The sequence below is a fragment of the Noviherbaspirillum malthae genome (assembly GCF_015352985.1).
GTDB classification, from domain to species: domain Bacteria; phylum Pseudomonadota; class Gammaproteobacteria; order Burkholderiales; family Burkholderiaceae_D; genus Noviherbaspirillum; species Noviherbaspirillum malthae.
Genome location: NZ_JACYXF010000007.1, coordinates 1 through 14,581, shown reverse-complemented (window position 1 = coordinate 14,581; position 14,581 = coordinate 1). Strand labels below are relative to the sequence as shown.

Here is a 14,581-nt window from a genome sequence, read left to right as displayed (position 1 = left end):
AACCCTGAACTCAGTGTTGATCGGTGGACGGCAATGATAGCGCCGATGCCGCCGGTGCCGCTGCAACGGCCACGCGGTTGCGCCCCTGCTCCTTGGCGCGGTAGAGGGCGGCATCGGCCGCGGCCACCAGGTCCGGCGGCTGGCCCGCGTCGGATGGCGTGAGAGAGGCAACGCCGAGGCTGACGGTAACGCCCGCAGCCACCCGCGAGGCGGCATGCGGAATCTGCAGGTCGGCCACCTGGCGGCGCATGCGTTCGGCCAAGGCCGCCGCATCGGCAGTATCGGTTCCCGGCAGCAGGGCGACGAATTCCTCGCCGCCGAAGCGCGCCACCAGATCGCCGGAGCGCCGCGCAGCCGACTGCAATGCATCGGCCACCTTCTGCAGGCAGGCATCGCCGGCGGGGTGTCCGTAATGGTCGTTGTAATTCTTGAAGCAGTCGACGTCGATCAGCACCAGGCCGAGCGCATGGCCGTCGCGCCGCGCGCGGTTCCATTCGATGCCGAGCCGGCGGTCGAATTCGCGCCGGTTGGCGAGCCGGGTCAGCGCATCCTCGGCCGACAGCCTGCCGAGCAATTCCACCGCATGGCTCAATTCCTCGTTGCGCTGCTGCTCGCGCAGGCGGGCGAGATAGGCGCGGCGCTGGTCCTGGTCCATGCGGAAATTGGCGATCAGGCTGATGGCGACCGCCGCGAGGCAGAACAGCCAGTTGTTGAAACGGACTTCGCCTGCCATGCCGGCGACCTGCGTCAGGCTCAGGCCGTACAGGGCGACCAATCCGACGGACGTGGCCAGCGCGCTGCGGAAGCGCTGATTGAGCACGATATTGCCGAACAGGACGATCAGCGTGACGCCTGTGTGGTAATGCACGGCATTGGGATGGCGGCTGAGCGCGGCGATCCAGGTCAGGCTGGCGCCGGCGGCCATCAGCGTGACCGACAGCAGGACTTCGCGCAGCAGCAGGTTCTTCAACCGTCCGAACATGACCGTGCACAGCAGCATCAGCGGAATCACGCCGAAGAAACGGATGGCCCAGGCCTGCTGATAGACGTCGGGCACCATGCTGCAGTCGCTGATGGCGAAGGCGGCATACAGGAGCGCGCCTGCGAGACCGGTGCGGGCCATGCGGGCTTCGCGCAGCCTGTCCATTTCGGACTGGTAGGCGGCTTCGATTTCCTCGGGAAATCTGTCGCTGCGTCCCCAGAACGAGCCGGAGGTGGTCGATTGCGGCGCAGTCAGTTCTTGCGGCGAGGCCTCTCGCGACATGGGCTCATGCGTATTGGAAATGTGACGTCCCGAGCTTAGCGCCGTCGCCAGCCGGCGTCCAGCGGAAAAGCGGTTGCGCCGGGTGTCAATGGAAACGAATCAGAAGCGGCTCGCGTAACGCAGCGCCAGCAGCTTGTCGAGCGCCGCGTCGGCGATGTTGTTGGGAGCGCGGCGCACCAGCAGACTCATGCCGAGCGAGGACAGAGGACCCAGCGGCGCCTGGTAATTCAGTTCTCCGCGCACTTCCCTGCCCGTCGGCACCATCGAGAACACCAGCCTGTCGCGCGCCTGTTCGTTCGACAGCACATCCATGGTCAGGCGGCCGGCATAGGTGCGCATCGGCTGCGACACGGCGAAACTGAGCCGGTCGCCCCGGCTGAAGCGGTCGGCGGCCACCAGCGCCAGCGAAAAGGCATTGGTGCGCAGGTCGGTCACGCCGGCAACAAGGCTGTCGCCGGCATGCCCCGGCGTGATGCCATAGGAAGCCTGCCCGGCCAGTGCGAGCTGCGGCATGAGCAGCAGGGCGCCTGCGAGCTGCACTGACTGAGTGGCCGCGCGGTTGGCGATCGACAGCGGACCGCTCGAATAGGAACCGAGATAGGCATTGCTTTCCCGCGTCTGCAGCAGCGACACCGACATCGACGCACCGTCGAAGGAGCGCGACACCTCGAGCACGCCCGCCCTTGCCCGCGGCATCGGCGACGAGGACGGCAGGTAGATGTCGGTGGAGGCCAGCGGATCGCGCGTTCCCGAGGCGACCAGCCCCGCCTTGAACCGGAAACCGGCCGCTTCGCGCGCCACGGCGACATGGCCGTTCGCGGGCAGCAGCGAGAGATAGGGATTGGCCAGCCCGCCCACCTGCGACAGCGGCAGGTCCGGCGCCAGCTTCAGTCCTTGCGCGCCGAACTCCTGGCCGGCGAAAGCGCCCAGCGCAAGGGAAGCCTGCATGCCGCCCCGGCCGTGCGCCTGCAGCGAGGCAGCGGCGAGGCGGGAATGCGGGGCATCGTGCTGCAAGACGTTCCGGCCGGTCCATGATTCGCGGGCGAATCTCATTTCCGTGTCGTCATCGAAGACATGCTCGGCCACCTCGATGCGCCGCCCCATGCCGCGGATCATCTGGTCGAGAGACATGGCGGTGGTGCGGGCGACGGTCCTGCCCAGGTCGATGCCGAAGTCACGCTGGAAGTCATCCCTGCCGACCGCCCGCAGCTGGCCCGATGCGGCCAGGCTCCAGACGGCGCTGGTGGCGGCCGACGGCTGCATGGTTCCGGACAGCACGCGGATGGTCTTGCCGTTGTAGGTGGTGGTGGTCAGCGCGCCGACCGGCTGCAGGGCCTTCTCGATATTGAGCAGGCCGCGGCCGTAGATCGGATCGATGCCGGGCGCGCCGAGATCGGTGGCGGTAACCAGCAGGATGGTCGCCACCTGGTCGGCGCGCAGCCTGGGCCACATCTGCATCAGCAGCGCCGCCGCACCGCTGACCATGGGCGCGGCCATTGAGGTGCCGCTCATGACGGCATACTGGTCGTTGCGGTAGGCCGAGGTCACGCCGACGCCGGGCGCGACCAGGAACCAGGCGGCGACGTCGCCGGCACGGTTGGAAAACGAGGCGATCCGGTTCGATGCATCCACCGCGCCGACGGCAATGATCTGGTTGTTGGCCCAGGCTTCCCTGGCGAAACGCGCCGGCCAGTTGCTGGTCGGCGCGCCGTCGTTGCCCGCCGCGGCGACGATCAGCAGGCCGCTGCTGACCGCCTGCTGCATGGCGCGCGGATCGAACGAGCCCGATGCGCCGATGCTGAGATTGACAATGGCCGCCTTGCCGATCGCGTGGCGCAGGCCGGCATCGAGCGCCAGCGTGCTGCCGCTGCCGCTGTCCGGGAAAATCTTGACCGGCAGCAGCGCCGCGCCATAAGCCACGCCCGCATTGCCGCGGCCGTCGCGCGCGCCGGCGATGATGCCGGCCACATGCGAGCCGTGCCCGCTGCGGTCGGTGACGTCGGTACCGCCGGTGACGGCATTGAAGCCCGGAAGCAGCTTGCCGGCCTGCATGAACTCCCTGTGCGTGCCGCTGATGCCGGTGTCCAGCGTGGCGATCGTCACGCCGGCGCCGCTCAGTCCGCGCGCGTAGGCGGCGTCGGCACGGATGCGGCCGAGGTAGAAGGAGGTGCTGCGCTCGATGTCGACGGCGCTCGCAGCGGTGCTCAGCGAAGGCGGCAGGTCGGCGCCGGTTTCGGAACGGGCGGCTCCCGCCCACGTCATGCAGGCCGAGCAGACGGCGATCGAAATCAGGCTCGCAGGAGTAGCAGGCAGAGGAAACATTTCCGTTAAGATGCAGAAAGCGTCTTTCCATTGTGCATGGGAAGATGAGCGCTGCCTACGCATCGCGCTGCACGAAATGAAGACAAGTCGCCTGCCAGCAACAGCATGTCAAAAGCGATAAACATAATGGCATCGCTTGATGCAACTCGGCGCGGCAATGCATTGCGCGAACGCAGGCATGCCGGATGCTGTCTTGAATGCTGTCATGCGCTGTGCGAGCTGTCGTGATCAACCTGACTCAAGGCCTCCAGGTATGGAAAAACACTATCTGTCACCGCTTTTCACGCCGGGCGCCATTGTGGTCTTTGCCGGCGACGACGGCACCCCGGGCAGCCAGACGCCGCACGGCAGGCTGATCCGGGCGCAGCTGCAGGCCGCCGCGTTCGCCGGCCGCGTCAGCTACCTCGATGTCGGCATGAGCGGCACCCTGGGCGATCTTGCGCAGTCGCAATCGGACCTGGCGATCATCGCGCTGCCGAACGAGCAGCTCGCCGCGGCCCTGGAAGTCGCCGCCCGTATCCGCAGCAAGACCGCGCTGATCGTGTCGAGCGGCGTGGATGCGGCGCTGTCCCAGCGGCTTCAGGCGATCGCGAAGCAGCACGGCATTCATCTGCTCGGCCCCAACTCCATGGGTTTCCAGCGGCCCCAGCTCAATCTCAATGCGAGCGCGCTCGGGCCGCTGGCGCGCACCGGCTCACTGGCGCTGGTGTCGCAGTCGGGCGCGCTCGGCTCGTCGATCCTCGACTGGGCGGTGAAGAACGGCGTCGGCTTTTCCACGGTGGTCTCGCTCGGCGCCCATACCTCGCTCGATGTCGCCGAAGTGCTGGACTTCCTCGCGCAGGACCGCCGCACGCAGAGCATCGTCGTGTATCTGGAGGGCATCTGCAATGCGCGCCGCTTCATGAGCGCGCTGCGCGCGGCGGCCAACGTGAAGCCGGTGTTCGTGCTCAAGGCGGGCCGCAAGCCGGCCGGTTCCAGCGCCGCGCTCACCCACTCGGGCGCCATCGTCGGCAGCGACGATGTCTTCGACGCCGCGCTGCAGCGCGCGGGCGCGGTGCGGGTGCGCAGCTTCGTGCAGCTGTTCACCGCGGCCAAGGGCCTGTCGGCGCGCAACCTGCCGGTCGGCAAGCGGCTGGCGGTGATCAGCAACGGCGGCGGTCCGGGCGTGCTCGCGGCCGACTGGACCAATGAACTCGGGCTGGAGCTGGGCGTGCTGTCCGGGGCCGAAGCGTCGGCGCTGGCGCCGCAATTGTCGCCGCTGGCCAACCTGCAGAGCGTGATCGACCTCGGCGAGGAAGCCGCCGCCCAGCACTATCATGCCGCCGTCAGCGCCTGCGCCGGCGGCAAGGGAATCGACGGCATCCTCGTCATCCTTTCGCCCAAGCCGGACCTCGACACCACCGCGGTGGCGCAGGCGCTGGCCGATCTCTATCCTTCGCTGGTCAAGCCGCTGGTGACCTGCTGGATGGGGGACGAGCGCGCCGCCGAAGCCCGCACCATCCTGAGCCGCGCGGCGATCCCGACCTACCGCACGCCGGAAGCGGCGGTCGACGCCTTCAGCAACATCGCCTCCTTCCATCAGAACCAGCAGCTGCTGCAGCAGACGCCGCCGCCGCTGTCGCCGCTGGCCAAGCCCGACCTGGAAGGCGCTCGCATCCTGGTCGAAAGCGTGCTCGCAGAACGGCGCAAGGTGCTCACCGAAATGGAATCGAAAGCCTTGCTGGCGGCCTTTCATATTCCGGTCACCAAGACCATCCTGGCGCGCTCGGCGAGCGAAGCCATCCTGATCGCCAACCAGCTCGGCTATCCGGTGGCATTGAAGATCGACTCGCCCGACATCTCGCACAAGTCGGATGTGCAGGGCGTCGCGCTCAACCTGCAGAACGCGGCGGCGGTGCGCGACACCTGGAACGACATGATGGACACCGTCAAGCGGCTGCGGCCGGATGCGCGCATCAACGGCGTGACGATCCAGAACATGTCGGGCAAGCCGCGCGGGCGGGAGCTGTACATCGGCGTCAATACCGACGAACCCTTCGGCCCGGTGATTTCCTTCGGCGCCGGCGGCACGATGATCGAACTCATCGCCGACCGCGCCATCGAGCTGCCGCCGCTCAACCAGTTCCTCGCACAGCGGCTGATCGACCGCGCCCGCTCGGCCGAAACCCTGGGCAGCTGGCGCGGCGCGCCGCCGGCCGACCGCGAGTCGCTGGAACGCATGCTGCTGCGCGTGTCCGAGATGGTGTGCGCGCTGCCGCAGTTGAAGGCAATGGACATCAACCCGGTGATCGTCGACGCCGCCGGCGCGCTGGCGGTCGATGCCCGGGTGGTGGTCGACCATGCGCCGCGCGGCGGCGGCGACTATCCGCACCTGGCGATCCTGCCCTATCCGTCCGACCGCGAGGAAGAATGGCCGCTGCGCGGCGGCGGCCATTACATCATGCGGCCGGTGCACCCGAACGATGCCGAGATGCTGCAGGATTTCGTGCGCCGCCTGTCACCGGAAAGCCGCTACATGCGCTTCGTCTCCACCATGCGCGAACTGTCGCTGCGCATGCTGGCGCGCTTTACGCTGATCGACTACGACCGCGAGATGGCGCTGGTGGCGGTTCACCGCGAGCGCACGCCCGACGAGCAGGGCGGATTCCGCGATACCGACCGCATCATCGCGGTGTCGCGCTACGTCACCAACCCGGATCTCGCCAGCTGCGAATTTTCGCTGGCGGTGTCCGATGAATTCAGCGGCCAGGGCATAGGCTCGCGCATGATGCATTCCATCATGGACGTGGCGCGCAGCAAGGGCCTGGAACAGATCGAAGGGCTGGTGCTGTCGAACAATGTGCCGATGCTCAAGCTGATGCGCAGCCTCGGCTTCGAGGTGCGGCGCTATGAAGAGGACATGGATTTCCGGCTCTGCGTGCGGGCGCTGTAAGCCGGATCGGGAGATCGGAAAATCAGGAAGCGGGCGCCCTCGGCAGGACGATGCGGAAGACCGTGCCCTCGGCATCGGTGGAGGTTACCGTGATTTCGCCGCCGTGGGCCGCCACGATTTCTCGCGCGATGAACAGTCCAAGGCCCAGGTTTGCGGGCGGCATGGATTCATTGCCGTCGTCCGCTCCCACGTGGACCAGCGGGTTGAAGATGACCCGCAGGACATCCTCGGCAATCGCGGGGCCGCGGTTGCGCACCTCGATGACGATGCAATCGCCGCGGTCGCTTTCGCCCTGCGCGGCAACGACGATCGGTGCTTCCCTTCCGCCGTGGCGGGCTGCATTGCTCAGCAGGTTCGCCACCACCTGGCGCAGGCGTTCGCCGTCCACCACCGCGCTCAGTTCGCCCGATGTGTCGCAGATCATTTCGTGCCGGGGGTAGGCAATGCGCGCCTCGTCCAGCGCAGACTGGCATATCTTGCCGATGTCGGCGTACGCCGGCGATACCGGCACGCCGCCGCCGAGGCGGCTGCGCGTGAATTCGAGCAGGTCCTTGATCATGGCGCTCATCGCCGCGGCGCTGCGTCCGAGCCGCACGACGGCATCATCCTGCTTCTGCTTCGGAATGCCCGGCGTGGCCAGATACTGGCTGGTCATGATGATGGCGCCCAGCGGCGTGCGCAGGTCGTGCCCGAGTATCGCGAGGAACATGTCGCGCGAACGCTCCACTTCCTTCGCATAGCGGGCCAGGGCTTCCGACAGGGCGCGGTCGATGGCGTCGTTGAAATGCAGGATCTGTTCAAACGCCAGCGCATCGAGTTCGGGGCCGGAATCCATCCACAGGCGGATGACACTGGCGCGCAGCGCGAGGAATTCGGCGCTCAGCTGGTCCAGATGAAAGCCGGCGTGGTGGCGCAGCGCGCCATAGGTGGCGGCGGCCGTCTCGTGACCGTCGAGCAGGACGGCGCGCCCTTCGGCTTGCCCCCCAAGCTGGCGCGGCCGCGGCTTTTCGATGTCGGCAATGATGGCATGCAGGATGTCGCGCGCGTGCTCGCGCAGGCCGACGCCCTGCTTTTCCGCATCGGGCGCCAGTGAGCCGGCGAATGCCTCCCACTCTGCGACAATGCGTTCCATATTGTCATTGATGAACGTCGATAATTTCACCGCGCCTCCAACGCAGGGCCGTTGACTTCGGGAACGAACAAGCGTTCCAGGGCGGACATTTTACCTGCTGTGTGCAGATTGCTGCATGGAAACGCGAAATCGCTGCATGACCCGGCGCATTCTTCCCGTCAGGCTGCACCAAGCCGCCACAGGGAAGTGACTTCCGCAGCCCTTGCCTTGTGTAGGGGATCATCGGCATCCATGGTCTTGGGATGCCGTGGCCGAACATCCATTCTGGCGAGAACCTTCAGCCCGGCACCATTCACCCATTCCAGCAGCTGCGCGCGCGTGCGCAGGCCGAGATGCTCGGCGAAGTCGGACAGGATCAGCCAGCCCTCCCCGCCCGGCGCCAGGTGAGCGGCGAGGCCACCGAGAAATCCGCGCAGCATGCGGCTCTCGGGGTCGTACACCGCATACTCGATGGGAGAACTCGGACGCGCCGGCACCCATGGCGGATTGCACACGACCAGCGCCGCGCGGCCCGGCGGAAACAGATCGGCCTCCAGCAGTTCGACGCGGCCGGCCAGGCCGAGGCGCTCGAGGTTGTCGCGCGCGCAGGCCAGCGCACGCGGGTCCTGGTCGGTCGCCACGACTTTCGAGACGCCGCGCCCGGCCAGCACGGCCGCCAGCACGCCGGTGCCGGTGCCGATATCGAAGGCCTGCGCATTCGCTCCGGCAGGCAGCGGCGCCTGCGCAACCAGGTCGACATACTCGCCGCGCACCGGGGAAAACACGCCGTAGCAGGGATGGATGCGCCCGCCCAGCGCGGGAATCTCCACGCCCTTCTTGTGCCATTCATGGGCACCGATCAAGCCGAGCAATTCCCGCAGCGATGCCACGTAGGCCTCCTGCGCCGGGCCGTAGGCTTCTTCGCAGGCTTGCCTGACATCGGGGGCGCGCCGCAGCGGAACGACATGCCCGGCCTCGAACGGCAGCAGCAGCATGCCGAGTATGCGGGCGCGCTGCGCCTGCGCCTGCCGGTGCTGGTGAAACGCTTCCGTGGTCGAAGCCGCAGGCGGGCGCGGCTTTTTCGGCTTGCGGTCGATGCGCCGCGCCAGCGCCTGCAGCAGTTGCCGGGCATTCTGGAAGTCGCCGCGCCACAGCAGGGCCGTGCCTTCGCAGGCAAGCTTGTACGCCGCATCGGCATTCATCCTGTCATCGGCCACGACGGTGCGCTTCGGCGGCGGCACGCCTGCCTCGGAGCGCCAGCGGGCGGCATGGTCGCCATCGGCTTCGCGCCATTGAATAACGGGGTAGCCGCTCATGGGCGGACTTTCACGCCGGGAAGGAAGGCGCGGGCAAAAGGCTGGCGGCAAGGCATACGGCGGTCCGTTCAGGAATGGAAAGCGAAAAGACCGCCATTCTACGCCTGGCCGGCGATCGTCCCGGACCGCCGGCCTCTCCGCCGGCCTTTACCGGTGCGAAGGCGCCTGGTGCGCATGGTCATGCAGCGGGAAGCGATGCGGATAGCGATGCGCCTTGTCGTGTTCGAGCAGGGTGATGACTGCCTTGACGATCGCATACATCACCGCCCTGTCGGGCGACGGATGGTCGCTGTAATGCGCGATGACCGGGCCGGCGATCACCGTGTCGGGCATGGCGTCGCCGCCCTGGCTGCCGTAGCTGATCGGGATATTGTAGAGGGCGATCAGCGGCCCGCAGGCGGCCCAGTCACGCGTCCATTGCGGCATGGCGTTGGTGCCCTCCCAGAGCACGCCGGCGCTTTCGTAGAATTCCTCGACCTCGTGTCCCAGCAGCTGGGCAAGGTGGCGCTCCTTGGCCACGCAGCTGCGGAAATACTCCTCGTCGCTCATACGCATTGCGGTCTCCCCATGTTGTCTGGCACATGAAGTTAGATGGCTTTGGCGCGGCGGGTTCACCGACGCGGCGGTGCGGATGCGGGAACGGGAAGGCTTCAGGCAAAAAAAAGCCCGCAGACCTTTCGGTAGCGGGCCAATCCAATTCTAGGAGAGTTGGAGGAGACAGGTGCCAATATACCGGCCGCTCCGGATCGTGTCCGCTTTATTGTCGTGATATCCGGTATAGCCGGCGTTTATATCTTGGCAGCATGCTCCGTACGGCAAGCCCGGCGCTGCGGGCGGGGGCATTCTCGGCTCGGCGGGACCGCAGACTTTCAGACGCGCCTTCCGCAGGCCAAATAGAAAAGCCCGCACGGATATCCGTGCGGGCTTTTGTGTCTCCCAACCTTCCTGAGGTGGATTTTTGTAACGCGATATTACACTGACATTGCCATTTACCCAAGCTTATCTGCACATGCCGGATTGGCAGCAAGCAGCCATGCGGGCCGGCGTCCGGATGAACGCTGCGCCAAATCAACGGTCTTTGAATGAGTTCACTACAAGGTCGGCAATTCAGTTACAACAGCATGACTGCCCCGGCTGCTCATCCCGCGACCCCGGGCATCCGGAGCCATCCTCCGGCCTTGCTGTTCCGAATGGAGAAATCATGTCGACCGTGATTCATCACCGAGGTATCAAGATCGTGACGCTCGCCAACGATGAGCGCATCGTCGACCATTGCAGAAAAGGCGATATTGCCATCGTCCGGGAAGAGGCCGGCTGGTGGACCTACTTCGTTGGCGCCGACGGCAAGACGGACGGCTATGATGCGCCGTTCGACAGTTACGACAAGGCCTTGTGGACGGCCAAGGCGGCGGCGGAGTTCTCGGCGGAATAAGCCGCAGCAAAACAGCCCGCACCCGGGACAGCTCCTGCGGGCACGGGCGAGGGGCAAGAACTGCCCTCGATCAAAAACTGGCGGGTCAGCCTTTCTTCAGGCACTCGCTCATGAATTTCTTGCGCTCGTCGCCGGTTTTTCCCTTGGCGTCAGCATTGCAGGTCTTCATCTTGTCCTGCTGCGCCTTTTGCGCCTCGCTGACTTTCGGCTTGCTGCTCAGACAGTCCTTCATGAAGGCCTTGCGCTCATCGCCTTTCTTGTCCGCGGCTTCCTTGTTGCACGTCGCCATCTTGTTCTGCTGCTCGGTGGCGGCGAATGCGGAATGGAAAAGCATGGGTAAGGCGAGCACCAGTGCGCCAGCAATTGTCTTCATCTTGTTCTCCAGGGGCTGTTTTAATAGGTGACTACATGAGTCAAATTTATTACAGCACATTTCTCCGGCCATTCCTATATTGGCTCGCAGAGATTTGACCTGGATTCAATCAAAGGCGGCGAAAGGAGCCGCGCTCGACATACGATAGCGCAGGGATTACGCGCCGAGCAGTCCCTGCGGACGGGCATTGCGCACCACCGTCACCACATCCGTCATCGGATCGATCTTCCACGACTTCAGGAAGCCCTGCTCCACCAAAAGCTCCAGCGCCTTCTTCAAGCCATTGCGGAAGTGGTACAGCTGCTGCGCCGACGACCCGCACAAGCCTTTCAGCGTCTCGACTTTGTACCCGAACGGCTCCCGGTGCGTGTAATAGAAACCGTGCAGCCACTTCGCCAGCGGCGAACGCAGCTTCAGCCGCTGCCGCCAGTCCAGCTGCGTATAGGCATCGGTCCCGAACAAGGTGATCAGCTTCGGGTTCAGCCTCACCTTCCACTGCCGGTCGCTCTCGTCCTTGAACGTGAACTCCTGCACCAGCGTGCCGCCGTAGCCGCGCTTGCCCGAACCGGCATCGAAGCGGATCTCCACCGCGTTCGCAGTCAGCCGCAGAATGCACAGCCGCAGCCGCTCGTACGACGGCGCCGAGGTCGGCCAGCCCATGGATTTCAACATCGAGTAGGCGGTGAACGACACTTCATGGCCCAGCGGCTGGCTGCGCGCCAGGTGCACCAGGTTCAGGAACACGTCTTCGTCGTCCTGGCGCAGCTCTTCGCCGGTGTAGAAGATTTCGACACCCTTGACCGACGTGATCGGCCGCTCCTTCAAGTGCTGGCGCGGCTCGTTCTGGCGGGCCACGCTGAACAGCGCCGAGCGCGCCAGCGGATTGGGCAGGCCGCGCACCTGGTTTTCCCACAAGGGCAGCTGGGCGATGTTGAGGGCCTGCTCGACATCGCGCCGCACCGCTTCGTCATCGGCGTCCAGGCTCAGCTGGGTCATCGGCATGGCGCGTGCGGGGTGCTTGCGCTTGGCGGCAAGCGTTTCCTCAATGCGCTGGAGCGCGTCGCTGAGCGGTTTGTGCTTGATGGCGGTGGCCGGCATGCTGGTCGATCCCTTGTTGTTGTAGGCGAGAAGTTACCATGGGCCTTATCGTTTGCTGAGCGTGGCGGCACGTCGTTGCAGCGTTGAAACACGTATTTCGAGCGAGGGTAGGGGAACCATTTCTGTGGACAAGTGGCGGTTTTATCGTTGGTCGAGCGTGGGTGAGCGGGCTTGGCATGGCTGGGAAGGTCGTGTCGTTGGTCGAGCGAGGGGTGCAAAGCGGTGTCTGACGGGGGGAGATGGTGCGAACCACGCTTGAACAACGTGTGCCGGCACAGTAAGTCCCTGCTTTTGGAGCAAAGGTGACGTTTGCCGAGCGTGGCGGCGGGCAGGAAGAGGTCCGAGAACTGGTGCCACGTATTTCGAGCGTGGCGGAACGGCCCAGGATGCCTGCGGCACGTCGCTCGAGCGTGGGCAAACGCGGCTTTATTGCATTTTAGGCCCGGCGCTACGGCGTCAAGCGGTGCCGAATATCGTTGTTCGAGCGTGGAGAGGTCATGCTGGAGAGCTGAACCGCCGTGTTGGAAGGGAAAAATGTTGCGGAACCGGCGCAAACACACGTAGCTCGAGCGATGAGGGCTGGCGTAGGCCGAGCGATGAAACGCGTAGCTGAGGCGAGCGGACGACGTATGCCGAGCGAGGCAGAGTCGTAGGTGGAGCGAGTCAAGAACGTTTTCCGAGCGAGCCCACCTTTCAAAAAGTGTTTTCAAATCAGTGGCTTGCAGAGAAATTTTGGATGCTTAATCGGTTTTTAATCTTTGTAATCCGGCGCCCCCAACGCTTGAGAAACGAATCCCGCTTGGCAGGGCTGCAGTGTAGGCGGCATTGATGAGCCATTCGACGGGACGGACCGGTCACCCAATAGAGCCTGCAAACGAAACGTGGCGCGCGATAGTCTGGAGCCGGCATGCCGGACATTGATCGCCAACGAGTCATCCAAGGGTTTTCGGAAAGCGCCAGCCGGCTTTCAAGCTTCCAACCGGCCGGATCGGCAAAGCGTCTACGCCGCCCGCCAAGATGGCTGCAAACGCCCTCTAAGGCGAGCAGAAGACGCGAGGAATCAAGTGGCCGGCAAACTGTTTGCCCGGGTTGTCGGGAGAAAGGCTGCCGGCGCGTTGTCCGGGCTTGGCTTCGGCCGGCAGCAATGTCAATGTCTTGCGCCCGCCACCCATGCGCGGAGCACTCGCAGTGTCATTGCCCAAAGCCGGGACCTTGCAGCTGTTCGTTTGGTGCGGGAATGGGAAAGCGCTTCAAGCGGAAGCTTGAAGATTTGAGAATTGGAACGTCATTCGGGCAAGTCGAGCCTGCCGGGCGCGTTTGCGCAGGCAAACGCCAACAAGGCACCGTGCCGACGAGCGCGGTACCTTCTTCGGTTTGTTTCGGCAAAATGATCGCTCGATGCGACCGAGAAGCTTATGCCCCGAGCAGCCCCTGCGGACGGGCATTGCGCACCACCGTCACCACATCGGTCATCGGATCGATCTTCCACGACTTCAGGAAGCCCTGCTCCACCAAAAGCTCCAGCGCCTTCTTCAAGCCATTGCGGAAGTGGTACAGCTGCTGTGCCGACGACCCGCACAAGCCCTTCAGCGTCTCGACTTTGTACCCGAACGGCTCCCGGTGCGTGTAGTAGAAACCGTGCAGCCACTTCGCCAGCGGCGAGCGCAGCTTCAGCCGCTGCCGCCAGTCCAGCTGCGTATAGGCATCGGTCCCGAACAAGGTGATCAGCTTCGGGTTCAGCCTCACCTTCCACTGCCGGTCGCTCTCGTCCTTGAACGTGAACTCCTGCACCAGCGTGCCGCCGTAGCCGCGCTTGCCCGAACCGGCATCGAAGCGGATCTCCACCGCGTTCGCAGTCAGCCGCAGAATGCACAGCCGCAGCCGCTCGTACGACGGCGCCGAGGTCGGCCAGCCCATGGATTTCAACATCGAGTAGGCGGTGAACGACACTTCATGGCCCAGCGGCTGGCTGCGCGCCAGGTGCACCAGGTTCAGGAACACGTCTTCGTCGTCCTGGCGCAGCTCTTCGCCGGTGTAGAAGATTTCGACACCCTTGACCGACGTGATCGGCCGCTCCTTCAAGTGCTGGCGCGGCTCGTTCTGGCGGGCCACGCTGAACAGCGCCGAGCGCGCCAGCGGATTGGGCAGGCCGCGCACCTGGTTTTCCCACAAGGGCAGCTGGGCGATGTTGAGGGCCTGCTCGACATCGCGCCGCACCGCTTCGTCATCGGCGTCCAGGCTCAGCTGGGTCATCGGCATGGCGCGTGCGGGGTGCTTGCGCTTGGCGGCAAGCGTTTCCTCAATGCGCTGGAGCGCGTCGCTGAGCGGTTTGTGCTTGATGGCGGTGGCCGGCATGCTGGTCGATCCCTTGTTGTTGTAGGCGAGAAGTTACCATGGGCCTTATCGTTTGCTGAGCGTGGCGGCACGTCGTTGCAGCGTTGAAACACGTATTTCGAGCGAGGGTAGGGGAACCATTTCTGTGGACAAGTGGCGGTTTTATCGTTGGTCGAGCGTGGGTGAGCGGGCTTGGCATGGCTGGGAAGGTCGTGTCGTTGGTCGAGCGAGGGGTGCAAAGCGGTGTCTGACGGGGGGAGATGGTGCGAACCACGCTTGAACAACGTGTGCCGGCACAGTAAGTCCCTGCTTTTGGAGCAAAGGTGACGTTTGCCGAGCGTGGCGGCGGGCAGGAAGAGGTCCGAGAACTGGTGCCACGTATTTCGAGCGTGGCGGAAC

At 65.0% G+C, this 14,581-nt stretch carries 10 protein-coding genes; 2 read left to right on the top strand and 8 right to left on the bottom strand.

What is annotated here, in order from left to right:
* Positions 1 to 10: 10 nt before the first annotated feature.
* A complete protein-coding gene (locus IGW03_RS12035; protein WP_194722810.1) occupies positions 11 to 1,264 on the bottom strand; it encodes a GGDEF domain-containing protein in 1,254 nt (417 codons plus the stop codon).
* A gap of 99 nt (positions 1,265 to 1,363) precedes the next feature.
* Complete coding sequence (locus IGW03_RS12030; RefSeq protein WP_194722809.1) at positions 1,364 to 3,586, bottom strand: S8 family peptidase; 2,223 nt, start codon at positions 3,584 to 3,586, stop codon at positions 1,364 to 1,366.
* Positions 3,587 to 3,839: 253 nt separating this feature from the next.
* Between IGW03_RS12030 and IGW03_RS12025 the strand changes: the two genes are divergently transcribed.
* Complete coding sequence (locus IGW03_RS12025) at positions 3,840 to 6,518, top strand: bifunctional acetate--CoA ligase family protein/GNAT family N-acetyltransferase (protein ID WP_194722808.1); 2,679 nt, start codon at positions 3,840 to 3,842, stop codon at positions 6,516 to 6,518.
* Positions 6,519 to 6,540: 22 nt separating this feature from the next.
* On the opposite strand, the gene IGW03_RS38890 is transcribed toward IGW03_RS12025, so the two are convergent.
* From IGW03_RS38890 to IGW03_RS12010, 3 genes are all read right to left on the bottom strand, one after another.
* Positions 6,541 to 7,680, bottom strand: a complete 1,140-nt coding sequence (locus IGW03_RS38890) for a sensor histidine kinase (protein WP_194722807.1) — start codon at positions 7,678 to 7,680, stop codon at positions 6,541 to 6,543.
* Positions 7,681 to 7,808: 128 nt separating this feature from the next.
* Positions 7,809 to 8,945, bottom strand: coding sequence for a methyltransferase (locus IGW03_RS12015; RefSeq protein WP_194722806.1), 1,137 nt, complete (start codon positions 8,943 to 8,945; stop codon positions 7,809 to 7,811).
* Between the two features lie 147 nt (positions 8,946 to 9,092).
* Positions 9,093 to 9,500, bottom strand: a complete 408-nt coding sequence (locus tag IGW03_RS12010) for an aminoacyl-tRNA synthetase (protein ID WP_194722805.1) — start codon at positions 9,498 to 9,500, stop codon at positions 9,093 to 9,095.
* Between the two features lie 646 nt (positions 9,501 to 10,146).
* On the opposite strand from IGW03_RS12010, the gene IGW03_RS12005 reads away from it, so the two are divergent.
* Positions 10,147 to 10,377 (top strand): hypothetical protein, encoded by a 231-nt coding sequence (locus IGW03_RS12005; protein WP_194722804.1) that lies wholly within the window; start codon positions 10,147 to 10,149, stop codon positions 10,375 to 10,377.
* A gap of 85 nt (positions 10,378 to 10,462) precedes the next feature.
* On the opposite strand, the gene IGW03_RS12000 is transcribed toward IGW03_RS12005, so the two are convergent.
* The 3 genes from IGW03_RS12000 to trfA (IGW03_RS11990) all read right to left on the bottom strand — a co-directional run bounded on the left by IGW03_RS12000 (position 10,463) and on the right by trfA (IGW03_RS11990) (position 14,203).
* On the bottom strand, positions 10,463 to 10,750 hold the full coding sequence (locus IGW03_RS12000; protein ID WP_194722803.1) for a PsiF family protein: 288 nt from the start codon (positions 10,748 to 10,750) through the stop codon (positions 10,463 to 10,465).
* Between the two features lie 156 nt (positions 10,751 to 10,906).
* Positions 10,907 to 11,848 carry a plasmid replication initiator TrfA gene (gene trfA, locus IGW03_RS11995; RefSeq protein WP_194722802.1) on the bottom strand — a complete coding sequence of 314 codons (942 nt, stop codon included), beginning with the start codon at positions 11,846 to 11,848 and terminating at the stop codon, positions 10,907 to 10,909.
* 1,413 nt (positions 11,849 to 13,261) lie between these two features.
* Positions 13,262 to 14,203 (bottom strand): plasmid replication initiator TrfA, encoded by a 942-nt coding sequence (trfA, locus tag IGW03_RS11990; protein WP_194722802.1) that lies wholly within the window; start codon positions 14,201 to 14,203, stop codon positions 13,262 to 13,264.
* Between the last annotated feature and the right edge of the window lie 378 nt (positions 14,204 to 14,581).

What these genes read in the sequence shown, in the direction of transcription:
- IGW03_RS12015 (WP_194722806.1), bottom strand. Translation starts at nt 8,945, where the DNA reads ATGAGCGGCTACCCCGTTATTCAATGGCGCGAAGCCGATGGCGACCAT.
- trfA (WP_194722802.1), bottom strand. Translation starts at nt 14,203, where the DNA reads ATGCCGGCCACCGCCATCAAGCACAAACCGCTCAGCGACGCGCTCCAG.
- IGW03_RS12005 (WP_194722804.1), top strand. Translation starts at nt 10,147, where the DNA reads ATGTCGACCGTGATTCATCACCGAGGTATCAAGATCGTGACGCTCGCC.
- IGW03_RS12035 (WP_194722810.1), bottom strand. Translation starts at nt 1,264, where the DNA reads ATGTCGCGAGAGGCCTCGCCGCAAGAACTGACTGCGCCGCAATCGACC.
- trfA (WP_194722802.1), bottom strand. Translation starts at nt 11,848, where the DNA reads ATGCCGGCCACCGCCATCAAGCACAAACCGCTCAGCGACGCGCTCCAG.
- IGW03_RS12000 (WP_194722803.1), bottom strand. Translation starts at nt 10,750, where the DNA reads ATGAAGACAATTGCTGGCGCACTGGTGCTCGCCTTACCCATGCTTTTC.
- IGW03_RS12030 (WP_194722809.1), bottom strand. Translation starts at nt 3,586, where the DNA reads ATGTTTCCTCTGCCTGCTACTCCTGCGAGCCTGATTTCGATCGCCGTC.
- IGW03_RS12010 (WP_194722805.1), bottom strand. Translation starts at nt 9,500, where the DNA reads ATGCGTATGAGCGACGAGGAGTATTTCCGCAGCTGCGTGGCCAAGGAG.
- IGW03_RS12025 (WP_194722808.1), top strand. Translation starts at nt 3,840, where the DNA reads ATGGAAAAACACTATCTGTCACCGCTTTTCACGCCGGGCGCCATTGTG.